Annotated in this window: 17 protein-coding genes and 1 pseudogene; 8 read left to right on the top strand and 10 right to left on the bottom strand. The window is 37.5% G+C overall.

Annotated elements, in window-relative coordinates:
- Nucleotides 1-21: 21 nt before the first annotated feature.
- The 3 genes from AC4G3K_RS02065 to AC4G3K_RS02075 all read right to left on the bottom strand — a co-directional run bounded on the left by AC4G3K_RS02065 (nt 22) and on the right by AC4G3K_RS02075 (nt 3,390).
- Nucleotides 22-381 carry a YwqH-like family protein gene (locus AC4G3K_RS02065; RefSeq protein WP_491132301.1) on the bottom strand — a complete coding sequence of 120 codons (360 nt, stop codon included), beginning with the start codon at nt 379-381 and terminating at the stop codon, nt 22-24.
- A 336-nt stretch (nt 382-717) separates the two neighbouring features.
- On the bottom strand, nt 718-1,389 hold the full coding sequence (locus AC4G3K_RS02070) for a hypothetical protein (protein WP_491132302.1): 672 nt from the start codon (nt 1,387-1,389) through the stop codon (nt 718-720).
- 66 nt (nt 1,390-1,455) lie between these two features.
- Nucleotides 1,456-3,390, bottom strand: coding sequence for a 3'-5' exonuclease (locus AC4G3K_RS02075; RefSeq protein WP_491132303.1), 1,935 nt, complete (start codon nt 3,388-3,390; stop codon nt 1,456-1,458).
- Nucleotides 3,391-3,651: 261 nt separating this feature from the next.
- Here AC4G3K_RS02075 and AC4G3K_RS02080 point away from each other — a divergent pair, with 261 nt between their 5' ends.
- The 6 genes from AC4G3K_RS02080 (at nt 3,652) to AC4G3K_RS02105 (ending at nt 9,441) form a co-directional block, all read left to right on the top strand.
- A complete protein-coding gene (locus AC4G3K_RS02080) occupies nt 3,652-4,998 on the top strand; it encodes a trypsin-like peptidase domain-containing protein (RefSeq protein WP_491132304.1) in 1,347 nt (448 codons plus the stop codon).
- 506 nt (nt 4,999-5,504) lie between these two features.
- Nucleotides 5,505-6,566, top strand: a complete 1,062-nt coding sequence (locus AC4G3K_RS02085; protein WP_491132305.1) for a YkvI family membrane protein — start codon at nt 5,505-5,507, stop codon at nt 6,564-6,566.
- Nucleotides 6,567-6,888: 322 nt separating this feature from the next.
- Nucleotides 6,889-7,329 carry a LytTR family DNA-binding domain-containing protein gene (locus AC4G3K_RS02090; RefSeq protein WP_491075639.1) on the top strand — a complete coding sequence of 147 codons (441 nt, stop codon included), beginning with the start codon at nt 6,889-6,891 and terminating at the stop codon, nt 7,327-7,329.
- A gap of 10 nt (nt 7,330-7,339) precedes the next feature.
- Nucleotides 7,340-7,789 carry a DUF3021 domain-containing protein gene (locus tag AC4G3K_RS02095; protein WP_491075640.1) on the top strand — a complete coding sequence of 150 codons (450 nt, stop codon included), beginning with the start codon at nt 7,340-7,342 and terminating at the stop codon, nt 7,787-7,789.
- A 236-nt stretch (nt 7,790-8,025) separates the two neighbouring features.
- The gene (locus AC4G3K_RS02100; protein ID WP_491132306.1) at nt 8,026-8,421 is read left to right on the top strand and encodes a SpoIIAA family protein; all 396 of its coding nucleotides are present in this window, start codon (nt 8,026-8,028) and stop codon (nt 8,419-8,421) included.
- A gap of 285 nt (nt 8,422-8,706) precedes the next feature.
- Entirely contained in the window at nt 8,707-9,441 is a 735-nt protein-coding gene (locus tag AC4G3K_RS02105; RefSeq protein ID WP_491075645.1) for a glucose 1-dehydrogenase, read from the top strand.
- 252 nt (nt 9,442-9,693) lie between these two features.
- Here AC4G3K_RS02105 and fba read toward each other — a convergent pair whose 3' ends face one another.
- From fba to AC4G3K_RS02140, 7 genes and pseudogenes are all read right to left on the bottom strand, one after another.
- Nucleotides 9,694-10,554 carry a class II fructose-1,6-bisphosphate aldolase gene (gene fba / locus AC4G3K_RS02110; RefSeq protein WP_491132307.1) on the bottom strand — a complete coding sequence of 287 codons (861 nt, stop codon included), beginning with the start codon at nt 10,552-10,554 and terminating at the stop codon, nt 9,694-9,696.
- Nucleotides 10,555-10,602: 48 nt separating this feature from the next.
- Nucleotides 10,603-11,112, bottom strand: a pseudogene (locus tag AC4G3K_RS02115) (type 1 glutamine amidotransferase domain-containing protein).
- Nucleotides 11,113-11,195: 83 nt separating this feature from the next.
- Nucleotides 11,196-12,074, bottom strand: a complete 879-nt coding sequence (lsrF, locus tag AC4G3K_RS02120; protein ID WP_491132308.1) for a 3-hydroxy-5-phosphonooxypentane-2,4-dione thiolase — start codon at nt 12,072-12,074, stop codon at nt 11,196-11,198.
- Between the two features lie 40 nt (nt 12,075-12,114).
- Complete coding sequence (lsrB, locus tag AC4G3K_RS02125; protein ID WP_491132309.1) at nt 12,115-13,188, bottom strand: autoinducer 2 ABC transporter substrate-binding protein LsrB; 1,074 nt, start codon at nt 13,186-13,188, stop codon at nt 12,115-12,117.
- 6 nt (nt 13,189-13,194) lie between these two features.
- Entirely contained in the window at nt 13,195-14,193 is a 999-nt protein-coding gene (locus AC4G3K_RS02130) for an ABC transporter permease (RefSeq protein WP_491132310.1), read from the bottom strand.
- Between the two features lie 7 nt (nt 14,194-14,200).
- Nucleotides 14,201-15,196 carry an ABC transporter permease gene (locus AC4G3K_RS02135; protein WP_491132311.1) on the bottom strand — a complete coding sequence of 332 codons (996 nt, stop codon included), beginning with the start codon at nt 15,194-15,196 and terminating at the stop codon, nt 14,201-14,203.
- Entirely contained in the window at nt 15,189-16,697 is a 1,509-nt protein-coding gene (locus AC4G3K_RS02140) for a sugar ABC transporter ATP-binding protein (RefSeq protein WP_491132312.1), read from the bottom strand. The genes AC4G3K_RS02135 and AC4G3K_RS02140 overlap by 8 nt, the downstream gene beginning before the upstream one ends.
- A gap of 344 nt (nt 16,698-17,041) precedes the next feature.
- Between AC4G3K_RS02140 and AC4G3K_RS02145 the strand changes: the two genes are divergently transcribed.
- Together AC4G3K_RS02145 and lsrK are read left to right on the top strand one after the other, a co-directional pair.
- Nucleotides 17,042-17,962, top strand: a complete 921-nt coding sequence (locus AC4G3K_RS02145) for a sugar-binding transcriptional regulator (protein WP_491132313.1) — start codon at nt 17,042-17,044, stop codon at nt 17,960-17,962.
- Between the two features lie 49 nt (nt 17,963-18,011).
- Nucleotides 18,012-19,571, top strand: a complete 1,560-nt coding sequence (gene lsrK, locus AC4G3K_RS02150) for an autoinducer-2 kinase (RefSeq protein ID WP_491132314.1) — start codon at nt 18,012-18,014, stop codon at nt 19,569-19,571.

Below are 19,571 nucleotides of genomic sequence, written 5' to 3' on the forward strand. Positions count from 1 at the left end.
TCCTCCATTTACCTATTCCGCTCATTTATTAACCTTTGCTTCCAATTCACGTTTACTTTCAGACTGAATAGAACCTTTCAAGCTGGATATCTCATTCTCTACATCCTGAATTTTTTGGTTTAAGAGGGTGATAATATGATTTAGCTGTTTATTTTCAAGTTCCTGGTAACTGACCAATATCCCTTCATTACGTATATCATCAAATCCTGTGGCCTCTTTTCCATGCCAGGTCTTCGCACTTAAATCAGGGCTCAGGCAATATCGCTCATTTTCTCGGAACTTCTGTTGATAGACTGATAATTCTCTTTTACAATCACGAAGCCGCTCTAAGTCATTTTGTTTATGGCTTAAGTTTTCCCTCAACAGATAAAGAACGCTCACCCTTCCACCTCCTAATCCAACTCGTAATAGACCTACAATATATTCATTTGAAACATGAATACTCGGTAAATATATACCTTTAATTTTAAATACACCCATATACCATTCGACAATAAGGGTAATTTTTCCTTTGGATTATATAGAAAAAGACAGCTTCCTTATGAACAAAAGCAGTCTTTTTCTAGTGCATTTATCAAACTATGATCATCGCTTATACTCTGCGAGCGACAAATTATGACCGATTGAAGTACTCACTTTAAAAGTAGTTCTGTATTTAAGACACTCCTTATTACTTCCTAGGCTTCTCTATCCAGGATGGCTTTTTAGGTACAGTATTCACTTTGATAGACCATCAAAGAAGACAGTGATAGAATCATCGGATGTCCCAAATTCCTTAGGTAGTTCATTACCCATTACATGTAAGGAATATCCAGAATACGTGCCTTCGCTCAATTTCTTCACCTTGTGCATACCGTCAGTTTTAAGCAAGTAATAATCGCCTTCTACGCCAATCTGCTCGTTGCGTCCATCAGCCGCAATCATTTTATATTGATCATCCATGGTTTGTATCATTTCTTCTTGTTTAAGAGAATCAAGGATAGAAAAGAATTGATCTGCATCCATCAAATCACGATAATCTGACCAATTTTCTAGAGTTATTGTAGATATTTCTCTTTCTCTTTCTCCCTCTTCTTCACATAAAATACATTCCATATAACGATACAAGTTCAATTGGCCATTACTTTTAACGATCAAATCAAATTCTACTGAGTATATCTGGTCTTTCTCAAGAATCAGCTCGAAATGTTCAATCTTTAAGCTATCACTCTGAATAGCTAATTCTTTTTTAAATGATTCCCAACTTTTAATGATATCGGTTGAGCCAATGTCTGAGGATTTAAACAATTGAGCTTCTATATGATCTTTTGGGTAAAAATATAAAACTAGTAGAATAGCACCTATTATAACCAAGCTAAAAATACCGATTTGCTTCAATTCTTGTTTCAAATCCTTCACCTCACCGGATCCTATATAAATGGTTTATCATAAATTAACATCTCACTTACTACTGCTTCATCTCAGATCGTTTACTATTTTTTTATTAACGAATGGATTCTCTTCCTGCCTTTTGTCCATTAGGTCCTCGAAATAGTGAGTGAATTCGGATGCACCGCTGCTTGATAGGAAGAGATAGTCTTTGGCACGAGTCATCCCGATATACAGAAGGGCCACTTCTCTTTCTTTATCTTTTTCTAGCACAAACGGCATATTATCCACATTGACAATGAATACTGCCTGGAAATCAAGTCCTTTGCTGCTGTCAATGGTGCTAATCTTGACCGAGTTATCATTTTTATTAAAGTTCCTTTTGGACTCGCTGTTTTCAGTGATCCAGTAATAGTCAAGCTCTTCGGATACCAATGCTCGTATCAAGATTCCAATATAATTTTGTTGATGCGTCCGTTTTACACGATAAAGGATGAGCATCTCAGATAACGGGATTTTCTTTTGGATATGTAATTTTTTAATCTGCTTGGCAACGATTTTTGCTTCTTTGACAAAGCTGTCCATCTTTATATAGACAGGTTTCGGACCTTTCCTGCTTGTACTTTGCGGAGAAATGATTTCTCCTTCATATTCTTTAGAGACCACTTTATTTTGTAATATGGAATTCTTTTGATAAAAATCCCAGGCGAATTTAACAATTTGTGCCGTATTCCGATAATTAATACTCAATAATTTAGAACGCCCCTGAAAGCTCAGTCCTGTATCCTCGATATAGGTCCTTTTTCGTTTATAGATGGTTTGGGCACGATCTTCTACGAGAAGTAATGATTTTGTTTCCGGATTTAGCAAACAACTGACTAAGCTCAGCCATTCTGATTCAAAATCCTGACCTTCATCTATTAAAATAGCATCGTATGTAGGGAGAATGGCTTCCCCTTTTTTTAGTTTCTCTATCAGTAAAGGAATCTTGTTCTCCGAGATTTTTAAATCATTTTTCAACCAAGCGTGGAAATTGCGCACCAAAATTTGATGCGATTTAGGAAGAACCTCGCTTCTATGGTCAGAGAAATCAAAATCAAACAGGTTGTCAGGCTCCTCCATCATCGTATCTATCATCTGTTCAATATTCCAAGCCAGCGAAATATTATAACAGAGTATCAAAACCTTCCAATCCGGATGTTCCTTCGTTAACATTTTAGCTCTGCTCGCTAATATGATTGTCTTTCCGCTGCCTGCTACACCTCGTATCAAGCGATTTTTATCTCCAATTTGCCTGGCTAAATTCTCTTGATGTAAATCCATTGTTTTCAAATCATGCAGAGAAAGCAGCAGTTGATCCTCATAGGGTACAGGCTTTACAAATTCAGCTCCAATTCGGACCTCTGGGAATAGATGATACCGGATTCTATCCATATCTTCTTTCTGCAATGGCTCTCGCAAACGATAGGGAACGACAAACATATTCGAAATTTTTTCAAATAAGTTTTCTTCAGAAAACCCTTCTTTATCAGGATCGATCTCATCTCGTGTTAAACAGAACTGTGGATCCATAATGGAATATAATCCGTTCTCAATAAAATCCTTTTGATGTAAACGGGAAAAGACAGCTCCAAAACCATACGGAAATTTAAGCTGGAATTTACGTTTTCCATCCAAATGAATGAGACTTTTATCTTTTTTTAGTGAGTCGACTAAATGAAACACATTATCTCTTGCTTGTTTGAGCGGACTTTTCACCGTAGTTTGTTCCCCGGATGACGTGACGATCATCCATTCATCGTGATTTAATTGATATAATGTATTTTTCGTATAATCCTTTACTTCCAATACAACAACCCCTAAATCCGGACCAATAATAACAAAATCAGGTCTTCTTCCATGAATTTCGGGTTCATAATAAACAATATAATCATCCGGAAAATAATTTTTTAGTGTACGGAACAGCACTCGTTCTCCAACAGTAGCTGTACTCCGAATTGTCTCAGGTATTGTATAGGCCATTCTCTATCCATCCTCGCACCCTTTTTTCACCATTATACTACAAAAATGGATAATATATGTAAAATAGACTGTATATATACTAGTTTGTTACTTTTAAATAAGGACTAAAGATCTATGTGTTATCCATAACGGCTTCCTATTTAATAAAATAATATGCCACTTTTTTCAACTGTACCTACTTATTTTTTCCTTTTATTGTAAAAACCACCTTTATCTATTAAACTTATATTAGTACATTAGACCCTATAAGGAGTGTGTAAAATGTTTTGCTCAAAATGCGGAGAGTCCATCCCGCAAAGTTCCAGTTATTGTCCTGCCTGCGGCCACAAAACAAGATCAAAAACCAATAGATTCTTACTTTGGGGAGCAGCTTTCCTTACCGCTATATGCATAGGTGTATTTTCCTACTTGGGATACTTGATGTTAAATCCTCCAAAACAAGCTGAACAACCCGTCCAAACGAAACAGGAACCAATCAAAACAGAAACTGTAACAAAAGAAGTCAAACAGACAGAGCCAAAGGCTGTAGCCAAGAAAATCAACGCAGCTCCTAAGGAAGTCTCACAGATTATTGAAGAATCTCTATCTAAAGTATTTACGATTACGAATGACTTCTCACAGGGATCTGGATTCCTCATTAATAAAAAAGGTGACATTTTAACAAATGCTCATGTTATTGAAGGAAGCACAATGGCCACCATCCAAGATCATGACGGTAAAGAATACCAAGGAACCGTCATCGGTTACAGTAACGAGGTCGATATAGCTTTAATTCGAGTACCAGAACTGGCTGATCAAACGCCGCTTTCTCTTGAAACCACCAGTGAATCTCAATTGGGTGATGAAATAATCGCGCTGGGAAGTCCTATAGGATTAGAAAATACGGCGACATTGGGAAATATCAGTGGCGTGGACAGAACGTTTGTCATCGAGCCCCATTTATATGAGGGCATTTACCAAATTTCAGCTCCACTTGCACCGGGTAGCAGCGGGGGTCCCTTATTAGACAAGAAAACCGAAAAAGTCATTGCTATTAATTCCGCCAAAATGAATGGCGAAGACAGCATTGGTTTCAGCATCCCACTTTTTAAAGTCATGGATACGATTAACCAATGGTCATCCTCTCCAATGAGCGAAGAAGAGATACATCAACTCTTCTATAATGGTGAAGGTCTCTATTTTTACCAAGACCTTTATGACAGCGAAGGATACTTTGATGGCGGTTCATACAATGAGGACTACGATGACAATTATGAAGAATACGACGATTCTTATATGGATGAATACGAAGACACCGAATATGAGGATGAATATGAAAGCGAGTACGATGAATCCGTAAACGATGAAACGGAAAGCGAATATGATGAATCTTATTACGATGATGAATACACTGACAATGAAGAATATGAAGAATCAGATAACTATGAAGAAATAGAAGAAGAAGACACTGAAATCATAGAGGAGAATACAGAGGATATTTATGAAGAACCCATAGAAGATACGGAATCCTATACCGATGACGAAATAGTAGAGGAAGAACCGGAAAGCGAAACAGATTCAACTGACATGGCAGATGAAACAGATCTTGAGAGCGATGTAAATGAATAAGTTTATAATAACAGACTGAAAAAAACAGTATGGTATTTAATGAATCAACTATAATGACAGTATGTAAGAAGATTTAGGATATATTCTTCCTTCTATTCATTTTCACTAAGGAAGCAATGAATAAGCCTATAATGGTGTGTGTATGCCCCAAAAGTTATGCTTTATCTTTTGGGGTATTTTATTGTAGTAAAATACAATAATCCCCTTAAACTCTCAGCTATGCCTCGAATCTTAAACATGTGAAAAATAAGCCGGACCCTTCACTTCTGCTGATTTCTAAAATCATCGCTTCCCTAGACTATGATAGTAAAATATGAAACTTCTCAACCCTCTATCACCTATATTTATCATTTATGGATTCACAAGAAAGTCCTACCAAAATAGAGATTTTAAGTTTAACACTGTTTATGTAGGGAAAATGGTTTAATTGAGGACTTTTTTTACTTCATATACATTGGTTGAAAATTTCCTCAAATTCTTAACACACATCTATGAATGGAGGAAACATGAAGAATATTTTTAAAATAGCCAGTGCATTTATGGGAATTATTATAGGTGCCGGTTTTGCATCAGGACAAGAAATTCTACAGTATTTTACTAGTTTCGGTATGAAAGGAACGATTGGTTCCATCATTTCCATCCTATTGTTTGGATATTTGGGAATGGTTTTAACGAAGCTGGGCAGCCGGCTTCAGACAGACTCACATAAGGAAGTTATCTATAAAATCAGCGGACGTTACCTCGGCGTTCTCATCGATTATATCCTCGTATTTATCCTTTTTGGAATTGGAGTTGTCATGATTTCCGGTTCAGGATCTATTTTCAGCCAGCAGTTTGGATTGCCAAGTTCCGTCGGTATCATCCTCATGACGGTTCTCATTTTAATCACAATCCTTTCCGACGTAGACCGGGTTGTAAAGGTGATCGCGATGATTACTCCTTTTCTCATATTGGGAGTGGTCGTATTATTTATATATAGTATGATGACCATGGAATATTCTTTCATGGAACTGGATTCCCTAGCGAACGAACAGCCTTCAGCTACCAATCATTGGCTGACTTCTCTCATTAATTATGTTTCACTTGCAATCGCGATGGGCGCATCTATGACATTGGTGATGGGTGGAGATGAACCCAATGAAAAAATAGCTTCGATTGGAGGACTGGTAGGAGGATTAGGTGTTGGAATATTAATCGTCTTGCATCATCTGGCTATCTTTGCAAAAGTTGATGTGGTAGGGCACTTGGATATGCCTTCTTTGGGACTGGCCAATCAAATATCGCCGCTCTTCGGTATTCTCTATTCCGTCATTCTGTTCGGCATGATTTTTAATTCAGCTGTCAGTATGTTCTTTTCGTTTGGGACACGCTTCTTTGCCCCAAAAACAAAAAAATACAACTGGTTCGTAATCATCTCCGTACTTATTGCCTTTGCCGCAAGCTTCTTAGGGTTCAAGCAGTTAGTATCCTTTTTCTACCCACTGTTTGGATACTTGGGAATGATTTTAATTGTCGTACTCATTATCGCCTCCATTAGAATGAAGACGATAAAAGATTATAAGAATTAATAGCAATCCACTGTAAAAGAAAAGGGATTCGTCAAATTTGATGAATCCCTTTTTGCTGCAGTCGATATCTTTTTGAGCACAACATCTACCTTATGATACAAATTTACACACTCCCTTCCTATGCTCTTTATAGTAAGAAAGGAATATCAAAGTCTATCCATCAGAGGAAAAGTATCTCTCAACGGTTATCAGATTGCAAAGCTATTCTCCCACTTCATCCATTTATAATAAGAAAGGAACCAGTTAGATAAATGAGGTAGAATCATTGCCAATAGCTACCTATAATGAGGATAGATCGAAACGACACATTGGGGGTGAAAATTTGAAGATTGAAATCCAGTTAGACAGGGAGTGTGAAGAACCCAAAATCGTCATATATGCAAAGGAGATGACAGAAGAAATTTCGAGTTTACTTGAGAAATTGTCAGGTACTGAAAACCAATCATTGATGGGTTATAAAGAAGATGAAATTGTTTTAATACGCCAGGAAGATATCCTCCGAATCTATACAGAGGGTCAATATGTTTACGCACAAGTACCAAATGAAAAATTGCGCTTGCGCCAAAGATTATATCAATTAGAAGAAATGATCCCTCACAAACAATTTATTAGAATTTCGAACTCTGAGATTGTCAATTTTGAAAAAGTCAAAAGCTTGGATATGAGTATCAGCGGAACAATCACTCTGAAATTCGATTCAGGCGAACAATCCTATGTCTCGCGGCGTTATATCCATAAGATAAAAAAATATTTAGGAATATGAGGTGATGAAGATGAAAACAATTATCATAAGAGGTGCATTGGGATTTCCACTAGGCGTATTTATCTCAACCTTTATAACCCTTTGCATTTCATTTGGCATTGGTGATGGGACGTTTTACGCTGTGGTACCAAGCTTAATTGAGACCGTGGGTACAGAATTAGATGCCTATCTGCTTCAATTTATTTTAAGCGGACTATTAGGAATCGCCTTTGCCGCCGGCTCTATCATTTTTGAACAGGATCATTGGAGCCTTACCAAACAAACAACGTTACACTTTTGCTTAGTTACCATCGCCATGTTTCCCATCGCCTATTACTCCCATTGGATGGAACATACCTTTAAAGGATTCTTTCTCTACTTTCTTATCTTCGGGTTCATCTACTTAATCATCTGGATCAGCCAATATTTATTTTGGAAACGAAAAATTACTCGTTTAAATGATTCATTAAACAAATCCTAAATTTCCCACTCCCCTGCTCTTAAATATAGAAAAAAGGAAAAGGTGCAGGCATCCTCCAGTTCGCTAAGAAATGAATACAGACCTGCATTAAAGATTCACTCATTATTCTTCTAAGATTTAGATGTGAAATTGTCTCCTTAGTCTAAACAATGAATACTCTAAATATACAATTATTGGTTTGAGATCATTCTACTGGGGAATTGTGTAAGAGAACGATTTATAAGGAGGAATAGAAGATGCTTACATTCTTACCAAGTAAGGACCCTTCCACTATTGCGGTAGAGATGTCCGGTAAATCGACCAAAGAAGATGCCCGTAAACTAGATCAATTTGTAAAAGAACATATTGTTAATGGCAAGGAATTCAATATACTGGCTGTCATTGATAATGTAGATGGAGCCAGCCTAAAGGGTATGGCACAGGGAATAAAATTTGATACGAAACGTATAAATCAATTTAAAAAAATAGCGATTGTAGCAGATAATAGCTGGTCCGTTATGATTGCAACTCTCAGTAATTTTGTACCAGGCATTAAAACAAAGCATTTTGAAACTGGTCAGCTGAACAAGGCATGGGATTGGATTCTCGATAATAACAAGAAACATGATGATCCAACAAACATAATTCTTTAGTACACAGTTGATTCCCCATTATTAATGGGGATTTTTCTGTTATGCCCTTTCTTCATGATTCTACTAACCTTACAACAGAGTAATATAGATTCTGTAAAGCTTGAAGCATAAGTAAACCACCAGTACTGGTTACTTTAGACAATAATAATCCATAAATGCTACATATTATGGAAATATAATGATATAATCATAATTATTAGACAAATAGACCGTTTATTTGATAATTTATAAGTGTAGGATAATATGCCTAATATTTGAAATTAGGCTACAAGGAGGAATGCCATTATGGCACGTCTAGAAGGTAAAGTTGCTATTATCACTGGGGCAGCTCAAGGAATGGGTGCAGCACATGCCCGTAAATTATTGGAAGAAGGCGCTAAAGTAGTTTTAACAGATCTTAATGAAGAAAAAGGTAAAGCTTTGGCAGAAGAACTTGGTGAAAACGCTTTATTTGTAAAACAAAATGTAACCAGTGCTGAAGACTGGGCTAAGGTTGTAGAAGCAGCAGAAAAAGCATTCGGTAAAGTGGACGTGTTGGTCAATAACGCCGGTATTACAATGGCAAAATCTCTTTTACAAGTGACTGAAGAAGAGTATCGTCGTATCGTTGATATTAACCAAGTTTCTGTATTCTTAGGAATAAAAACAGTGGTTCCAGCTATGCAAAAAGCTGGTGGCGGATCCATTGTTAATATCTCATCCATGAACGGAATGGTAGCTGGTGCTATCGGTTATACAGATACTAAATTTGCTGTTCGCGGTATGACAAAAGCAGCTGCAATCGAATGTGCAAACTATGGAATTCGCGTAAACTCTGTACACCCAGGCGTTATTGCTACACCAATGGTTGTACAAGAAGATACAAAAGCTGCAGTCGAGGAATTTGCTAAACACATCCCTCTTAAACGTGTAGCTCAACCTGAAGAAGTTTCAAATTTAGTTCTTTACTTGGCATCTGATGAGTCCAGCTACTCAACTGGTAGTGAATTCATCATTGATGGCGGTTTAACAGCACAATAAAGTTTGAATTAAATGTCAATCAACATTTCAATAGTCATATAGAAAAAGCTATCATTTTGAACAAAAATATGTTCAAAACGATAGCTTTTTTCTTTGATATGGTTAGCAAATTATATTCATTATTAAAATGTACAATTAAATAAATAATATTTACCCAACAAGGCAAATATTTCATTTTTTCAGTAGTTAGAGAGTTAACTTTAGGGTAATAGGTTATCACTGAATTTGACCAATTACTTCTATTATAATTATCTACGCCCTTCCCAATGAGCCGAACAGCCGCATTTTCCCAATGATGGCGTTTTTTAATGCTTCACGCCCTAATGCCATGTACCGACTGGCATCATAAAAACCAGCATCCTTATTTAGTTCTTCTCGTATAGCTTTTGTAAAGGCTACATGATTATCAGCATTTACATTGATTTTTGCCGTTCCCAATGAGATGGCTTTCCTTATATGCTCAAACTGCAAACCAGAACTTCCATGTAACACTAAAGGAATACCCGTTAATGTTGCGATTTCTTCCATTTCTTTAAAACCTAGCTTAGGCTTTCCTTTATATAGGCCGTGAACAGAGCCTAATGCCGGAGCAAGGATATCTACCCCAGTTTGTTTAACTAATTCTTCACAATCCTCCGGAACTGCATAAATGGGAAGCGTTACTTGTATCACATCATTTTCTTCTCCTCCAATACTCCCCACCTCTGCCTCAATCGAAACACCATGTTTATGTGCATACTCGGAAACCATTCTAGTTATCTTGATATTTTCTTTTAACGGTAAATAGGATGCATCAATCATGACCGAAGTAAACCCGGCATCTATGGCACTCTTACAACTTTCGAAACTACTACCATGATCCAGATGAAGTGCAACCGGGACATTTATATTCATTTCTTTGATTAACACTTTCACCAAATCAACTGCTACACAAAAACCACCAAAATAACGAGTAGCCACCTCCGTTACCCCTAGGATAACGGGTGATTTTTCTTCTTCGGCGGCAGTTAAAACTGCTTGTGTCCATTCAAGGTTATGTATATCAAAATGACCTACTGCATAACCTCCCTTTAACGCCTCGCTTACCATTTCTTTTGCCGAAACTAGGTTCACACCATCCCGCCTTTCTTAAGCCAGTAAACATTTATACAACGGGTAAATTTACTTGAGTTTCTCTAAAATCTCTCTAATAAAAGCAGGTTCATCCTTCGGTGTTCTGGAAGTAATAATATTCTTGCTGACAACAACCTCCTCATCCACATATTTTGCTCCGCTATTTATTATGTCATCCCGGATTCCTATGTAGGAAGTCAACGTTTTACCACCTAAAATATTGGCACTAATCATGACCTGTGGTCCATGGCAAATCCCAGCCACCACTTAATGATTATGATTTAGTTCTTTTACAAACTTAACAACATCTTCATTCACCCGTAATTCTTCGGGTGCACTGCCTCCAGGGATAACAGCCGCGTCAAATGTTACTGCATCTGCCTCGGATACTGCCAAATCAATCGTATAAGAGACAGTATTCTTCTTCCCTACACATATGGCATCTTTCTTTTCACCAATAATTATCGCTTCATGTCCAGCTTCTTTAATTGCCTCATAAGGATTTTTCATTTCAGAATCCTCAAAATCACTTGCTAATAAAAATGCTACTTTTGCCATCGTTAACATCCCTCCACCCAAAATTTATAAAAGTAAAGCCCCTACTTAAGTAGAAGCTTCTTGAAAATCCCTCTAGTTATCCATTAATTTATGAGATGTAAGTAATACTCATATGCCTCTGTATCGGTATATCCCTCATGAACGACCTTGCCTACCGTTTGAATCATTTCTTCAGGATATTGTGATTGAAAAATATTTCTTCCCATATCCACGCCGGCAGCTCCGCCCTGAATTGCATTATAGGCTAGACTTAACGCATCTTTCTCTGGTAGTTTCTTACCTCCAGCAACAACTAATGGAACAGGGCATGCGGCTGCAACCTTTTCGAAATCGTCACAATAATAGGTTTTAACAATCTGAGCCCCAAATTCAGCAAGCATCCTAGTAGCCAATAAGAAAAATTTAGTGGTTCGTTCCATTTCTTTACCAACGGCAACAACACCCAATGTTGGAATGGAATATCTCATCCCTAAGTTAACAGCACGGTTTAACTCTTGGATGGTTTCTTTTTGTCCATCTGCTCCAATAAATGTTTGTATCGCAATACAACTTGCATTCATTTTTATCGCATCTTCAATGTCAACTACCATGGATTCGTGGCTCAGGTCATCCTGGAGGACACTGGATCCAGATGAAGCTCTTAATGCAATCGCCTTGTTATAGGATGGGGGAACGCTGCTTCGAATGGCTCCTCTCGTAGCCATTAAACAGTCAGCATACTTCGCCAGACGAGGGATAAGCAAATCCAATCTTTCCAGCCCTGACGTGGGTCCCATAAAATATCCATGATCAAACGCCAACATAACCGTTTTGCCTGTCTCTGGGTTAAAGATTCTTGATAAACGGTCCTTCAATCCCCAATCATAATTGTTTGCACCTTTTACATGAAAATTCCCACTGTTTGCAAATGGAATACTCTCGGAAAAATCCTTTGCATTTTTATTGCCACTAGAATCTGCCATTGCTTTCCCCCCCTTATTTTTCACTAATGTTTCCAAACTACTAAAAGTTATAGTCATTCGTATTTTCTTTAGTAAAAACGATACGCTCAGGTAAAACAATAATTCCTGAGTCATCTGCCTCGTAATCGTATCCTTGAATGGAGTTTGACTCTACTTTAACAGAACCCATATCAGGAACATCAATAGTATCCCCAACTTTTAGTCCTTCACCTTGCGCTAGCCAATAAGCAACATATACAGCAAGGGCTCCCTGATCTTTCACATCCCATAAACCATGGTTGATGATTGTCCCGTTTTCAATAAATGGTCTCATTGAATTCGGAGATGCAAATCCGGTGATAATGACATCATCTGCTTTTAACCCTTTATTTTCGGTTGCTTGCGCCATAGCCGGAAGGGCCGTTGAGTCAGGGCATATAATCGCATCAATATCAGGATAGGAATCTAGGATACTTCCACCAACTTGCAATGATTTTTGTTCATTGGCATCACCATATTGGGTCGTCACCAGTTCCCATTTCGGATATTTTTCTTTAATATATTTATTCGCATATTCTACCCATGAGTTTTGGTCTGGAACAGTTGGACTTGAATAAAACCAAGCGATTTTTTGTGCTTCATCAGGATTCTCCATTTGTTCTGCAGCCATATCCACTAGCATTTTCCCTAATATTTCTGGTGTACCTTGGTTAACATAAACAGAACGATATTTAGGATCAACATCAGAATCCCATGTTACGACTTTTACACCAGCATCCAATGCTTTTTTCAAGGCTTGGTTCAAACCATCCGACGAAACAGATGAGATTGCAATCGCATCAGCACCGCTATTCACGGCACTATTAATGATTTGAACTTGATTCGCAACGGTACCTTCAGGAGCACCGTCATACTTAACTTTAAAACCTTCCTTCTTGGCCATTTCTTGTGCGCCATCATTACCTGATTCAAAGAAAGCATTTCCTGTCATTTTCGGTATGAACACCACTTCAATATCTTTTGCCTCTTTCTTCTTATCCCCTCCTCCAGAGCCTCCTTCATCAGATCCACACGCAGCCACAAATAGCATCATAATTGCCACAGAAATCAATTTAATAGAGTTCATTTTTCTCATTGCTACTTAACCCCCAATATTATGTTTTTGTGTGATGATCTTTTTAACATTAAATTTGAAATTCGGATTGAATCCCAAGAATGCAACAGACACAATGAGGAGGACTCCAGTAGCCAATCCAATATACTGGGTTGAAACCCCTGCCATTTGCAGACCTATCTGCATAAATCCCAGTATAATGCTGGCTAACGCCGTCCCGACAACACCTCCTTTACCTCCAGTTATGAGTGTTCCCCCCAATACAACGACAGTTAAAATTGGCATAAGATACTCAGCACCATAATCAGATCTCGCACTGCCCAGATAAGAAGTTAATATCACCCCTGCTACACCAGCGCTTAACCCTGACAAAATATATGTACTGGCAATAACCTTTTTCGTATGAATGCCAGAGTATTCCGCTGCATTTTGGTTGATCCCCGTCAGATAAATATATCTTCCATACCGCGTACGGTGCAAAAGGATATAAGCAATGAGAAACGCAATAATAAAGAAGGTCACAGCATTCGGAATTCCTAATAATGCTCCATTGGCAATCTGGCTGAATGCATCAGGAAATCCCGAAAACCCTTCGTACGTACTGACACCTGATATTCCGACCAGTACTACGGCTATGCCACTATATAAAAGCATTCCTCCAAGAGTTATCACCATTGCCTGTACTCTTCCGTAAGCAATCAAAACTCCATTAAGAAGGCCACATAATCCTCCAATTAAGATTGCGCAAAGAATGGATATCCAAATATTGATTCCTGCCACTTGAAATAACAGACCTGTAACGACAGAGGTTAATCCGATAATTGATACCCCAGAAATGTCGATTCCACCGGTAATAACCACCATGGTGACAAAAAAACCAATCAGAGCAATCGCAAGAAAATCGTTAAAACTATTTAATAAAATGGAGACATTCCAAAATCGGGGGTTGATCATACCAAAAATGATTATTTCAGCAATAATTAAGACTACTAAGGTAAGATTCCATTTCGGGATTTTATTCAACATGCCCTCTTTAAGCCTCCTTCCGTAGTACTCTTGCGTTTAATCTTGTTTTCTTCGCTTTTTTATTGGCATTAAATGCAAGCAGAGCATCGATTATGACAATGATGATTAATAAAGACCCCGAAATCGTATCATTCCAAAATGCAGGTACTTTCATATAGATCAATGCAGAATTAATAGACGTTAATATAACCGCTCCCAATGCTGCCCCAACAACAGTCCCAATCCCACCTACCAGTGAGACTCCGCCAAGAACGCATGCAGCAATAACAGTTAACTCAATTCCTGCCCCAGCATTTGTTGAGACAAAACCAATTTGACTGACAAATATCAACCCGGCCAATGAAGCACAAATACCTGAAATAACAAATGAGTACGTAATATATCTATTTATAGGTATCCCTAGTGATACAGCTCCATCCGCATTGTCGCCTATCGCATTAAAATAACTTCCCCTTCTACTTTTAGACAGATAAAACTGAACCAGAATGACCCCAACAATAACCAGGAGTGTCAATAAATTTATACCGAATATTTCGTTATTGGATAGCTCTTTAATGTTTGCGGGGATATTTTCCACCCACTTTCCGTCCGTATAAATCACCTGAAGCACCTTAATAATAGAGAGAACAGCCAGAGTCATGATAAAGGAAGATATTTTTAATTTAATAACACCAAATCCGTTAATAAGACCAATAGATGTTCCAATGAAGATGGCAACAATCACGGTTGTAAAAATACTCCCACCTTCTCTGAGGATCGTTCCACATATAGCAGCCGTTAAGCCAAGTGTTCCGCCGATAGAAATATCCAAATTGCCAGTTAACAGAACAAACGTCATCCCGATCGCAAGAACAATATATAACAAGCTGCTTTTCAATGATTTATCGATATTTTGTAATGATAAATAGTCAGAGTTTACGCAACCAACTACTATAAAGAGGATAATAAGAAATAGTAAAGTTCTAAATTCCCGGAGTTTAATGAAGCTGGAAATCTTAGACATACGATTGATCACTTCCTTCATATGTTCCAAAAGCTGCTTTCATTACATTGGTGGCATTAATTTCATCCAGATTCATGCAAACATTGCATGTTCCCTGATAGACAACATAGATACGATCACTGATTCTTTCGATTTCTTCGAGGTCAGAGGAAATGAGCAGAATGGACACTCCCTGTTTCTTCAAATCTGTAATGATGGAATAGATGTCACCTCGTGCAGCCGCATCAATTCCCCTAGTTGGCTCATCCATAATCATCAATTTTGGATTCATGGATAAGGCCCGTGCAATAACTGCCTTCTGTTGATTCCCACCTGAGAGTGATTTGATATCATCATCTTGAGAATTGATCTTAATCCTCAATCTATTAATATACATTTTGGCAACCTGTTCTTCTAAATTTTTTTTAGTAAATAGACCATTTTGTTTAATTATTTGTGCTGTGATATTATTTCTTACGGAACTGAACGAAAAAATCCCATGTAAGAATCGGTCCTCAGGAATATAAGCTAATCCGTTGGTGACGCTTTCGTTTATCGAAAAATTTGTGACATCCTTACCATCAAGATAAACTTTACCGCTCTCAATCGGATTCACTCCGTAAATGGCCTCGGCAATCTCTGTTCTGCCTGCTCCCACGAGTCCTGCAATACCAACAACTTCTCCCTTGTAAACTTCAAAACTAATATCTTTGAAACCATCTCCAACGATGTTTTCCACTGCAAGAACTGGCTTTACTCCAGTACGATTGACCTTGTATCTTTCAAACATATCTTTGTGATTCATTTCGTTTCCGACTGGAAGCAGTCCTTGAATTAACATATCCTTTGTAAATTCTTCTATTTTACCTTTAAGCGTTACTTTACCATCTCTTAAAATAATGGCATGTGTGGAAATCTGATAAACTTCATCAAGACGGTGGGTAATATAGAAGATTCCAACCCCTGAATTCTTCAATTTCTCAATCACCTTGAATAAGGACTCTGTTTCTGAAAATGTCAATGTAGAAGTTGGTTCGTCGAGAATTAACACCTTTGACTTCCTAAGAAGCCCTTTGATAATCTCAAGCTGCTGTTGTTCTGCGATACTTAACGTGGCAGCCATCCGATTTAAATCGATATCCCAGCCTAATTCTTCAATCAATTTGATCGATTCTTCTCTTATTTCATATTTACTTTTTCTAGAACCAATCGTGAGGTTCTTTTCAACCGTCATATTAGGAAACAACAAAGGTTCTTGCGGAACTAAATAAATGCCTCTCTCATGAGCAGAATTAGGATTTAAATGTTCCACTCTTTCACCATTAATCTCAATAAACCCTGCATCCGCTTTATAAATCCCTGTGAGTATCTTCATCAAGGTACTCTTGCCTGCCCCATTACCTCCAATAATAGAGATAACCTCGGACTGATTAAGCTCCAATGAAACCCCTTCTAAAACTATATTCCGGTTAAATGACTTTCGTATTTTCTCCAATTTCACTAAGTTCTTTGGTGTTTCCATGGAATTCCCCCTCCCTCAAACACTTATGTAAGCGTTTTCTTTAAGTTGTAAACTTTATATCATTCATCACTGTTATCGATTTATTAATCATTTTATTAAACATAAAACTTTTTATTCTTTTTCCGAATTATAAAAATATAAATTTAACTATAAAAACTGTTTTCTTATCCATATAATCATTAGTTTATAGGTTCAATACGTAAGCAACTAAGCCATTCATATACCTATAAAATAATGTGCCCTTAATGACTGTAGACGAAGTTTTTAATCTATATTTGTTTCATCATAAAACATTAGTTTAGTCGTGAATGTTGGTAAAAAATACTTTGTAAAGAGTGGAATTTATGACCTACGAACGTAGCCTCATTATTAAAGTTGCGTGGAAATACTATAATGAAGGAATGACTCAAAATGAAATTGCTGAATCGTTGAAACTTTCCAGAATGAAAGTGATTAAATACCTTGATATAGCGAAAGCTAACAACATTATTCAATTTAAGATTAACTTGGATAAATTTGTTGATATGGATCTGCAAAACAAAATTAAACAGAAATATCATTTACAAGATATCTATATCGTCCCGGCTTCTAACCAAAATCCATTGGATAGTCTTACAATAGCAGCTGCTCAATATATCGAAGACAGAATCACCAGCGACACCATGATTAACGTTGGGTACGGGCAAGCGGTCTCAAGGACCTTAGGACATCTAAATATTTCTTCCAAGTATAGGGTCACTTTTGTCTCTTTATCGGGTGGTGTAAGGTTTTATATTCCCACTACAGTAGATTCATCATCTGATTATTATACAAACCCCAATTACAATCACTATATTATGCCTGCACCATTATTGGTATCAACGCAACATCTTGCCGAACAATTGATTAAGGAAAAACCAATCCAAAAGATTTTTGAAATGGTGCCATACTCAAATATTACGATTATCGGCATTGGAGCTTTAACCGAACAGGCAACTGTTGTAAAAGAAGAATATTTGAACACTACTGAAATTGAGATTTTCAAATCCATGGGTGCTGTCGGCGATCTCTTAAGCCAGTTTTATGACAAAGATGGAAATGTTCTGGATTTTAAATTGCATAAGAAATTGGTCAGTACAAATATCAGCCTATTAAAATCTCTTCAACATGTTGTTGGTGTAGCTAGCGGATTAGAGAAACGTGAGGCCATTATCGGTGCTTTAAAAGGAGGGTATATCAACGTTCTCATTACAGATGAAGTTGTAGCTAAAAGCCTTATTGATTGAAATGCTGATATGGTCTCTACTATAAAAATAGAAGGGAAGTTAAAAAAGCATGGAGAAGTATTTAATGGCGATTGACGCTGGAACTGGCAGTGTCAGAGTAATCTTATTTGACACATTAGGAAATGAACTCTTTGTTGCACAATCAGAGTGGACCCATAATGAAGATAAAAGATATCCAGGTTCCATGGATTTTGATATCAAAAAAAATATTAATATGATTATTAACCTAATAAAAGATATCCTATCAACGAGTATGGTGAATCCAGAAAACATCGTAGCCATTTCAACCACCAGCATGCGTGAAGCCATAGTTTTATATGATGAAGACGGCATTGAATTATGGGCATGTGCCAATGTAGATTCAAGATCTAATGATGAAGTTGCCAACCTTTATAAACAAAGTGACAAACTTGAATCGGATATTCACCGCGTTTCGGGCCAGACCTTTTCATTAAGCGCCATCCCTCGTATACTTTGGGTAAAAAATAATATCCCTGAAATTTATGAGAGAATCAAGTATGTTTCAATGCTAAATGATTGGATTACATATCGTTTGACCGGTGTGATATCGGTAGAACCTTCTAATGGATGCACTACCGGTCTTTTCACTATAAAAAATAGAAATTGGGATGCAAGTATTGCTGATAAGGTTGGTCTTAGAAGTGATATTTTCCCCACCATAAATGAAAGCGGTTCCGTAATTGGAAATGTTACCGATGCTTTCTCTGTACTTACTGGGCTAAGCACCCAAACATTAGTTGTAGCCGGCGGTGGCGATGCTCAATTAGGATGTATTGGCATGGGCGTCATTAGCGAAGGAGATGCAGCTGTTTTAGGCGGTAGCTTTTGGCAATATGAATATACAACTAACCAGGTAGAGATTAATGATTCTTGTAAAGTAAGAGTTAATTGCCATGCTATCCCCGATACCTGGCAATATGAAGCGATCGCTTTCTTTCCAGGTTTAATCATGAGGTGGTTCAGAGATACGTTTTGTGAACTTGAAGCCTATCTTCAAGAGCAAAGCAGCGAAAGCATCTATAGCCAGATGGAAAAACGCGCAAAAAACGTTCCTGCCGGCAGTCATGGAATGATCTGCACCTTCTCCGATACAATGGATTATTTTTCATGGAAACATGCCGCTCCCAGTTTCATAAACTTTAAGTTTGATAGTTCCTTCAATAAAGCAACTTTCTATCGAGCCATTATGGAGAATGCCGCTTTTGTTACTAAGGGAAATATCGAGAGAGTTTCCAGCATTACAAACATACAGCCGGAGTCGATTGTCTTTGGCGGAGGAGCATCCAAAAGTGATTTATGGTGCCAAATAGTAGCTGACGTTTTGAATCTAACAGTAAAAGTTCCAGTAGTAAAAGAATCTACAGCTCTTGGCGCTGCTATTTGTGCTGGTGTAGGAGCTGGTGTTTATGAAAGCTTTAATGAAGCCATTGATAAAGTAGTGAAATTTGAAAAAACCCTCTATCCTATCGAATCAAATCAATTAGTTTATGAAGAACTATTTGAAAAATGGAAGTCCATATATAAAGTACAGCTAAATCTTGCAGATCAGGGGTTTACAGATCATATGTGGATTGCACCAGGATTATAA

This window comes from Bacillus sp. z26 (genome assembly GCF_058313635.1).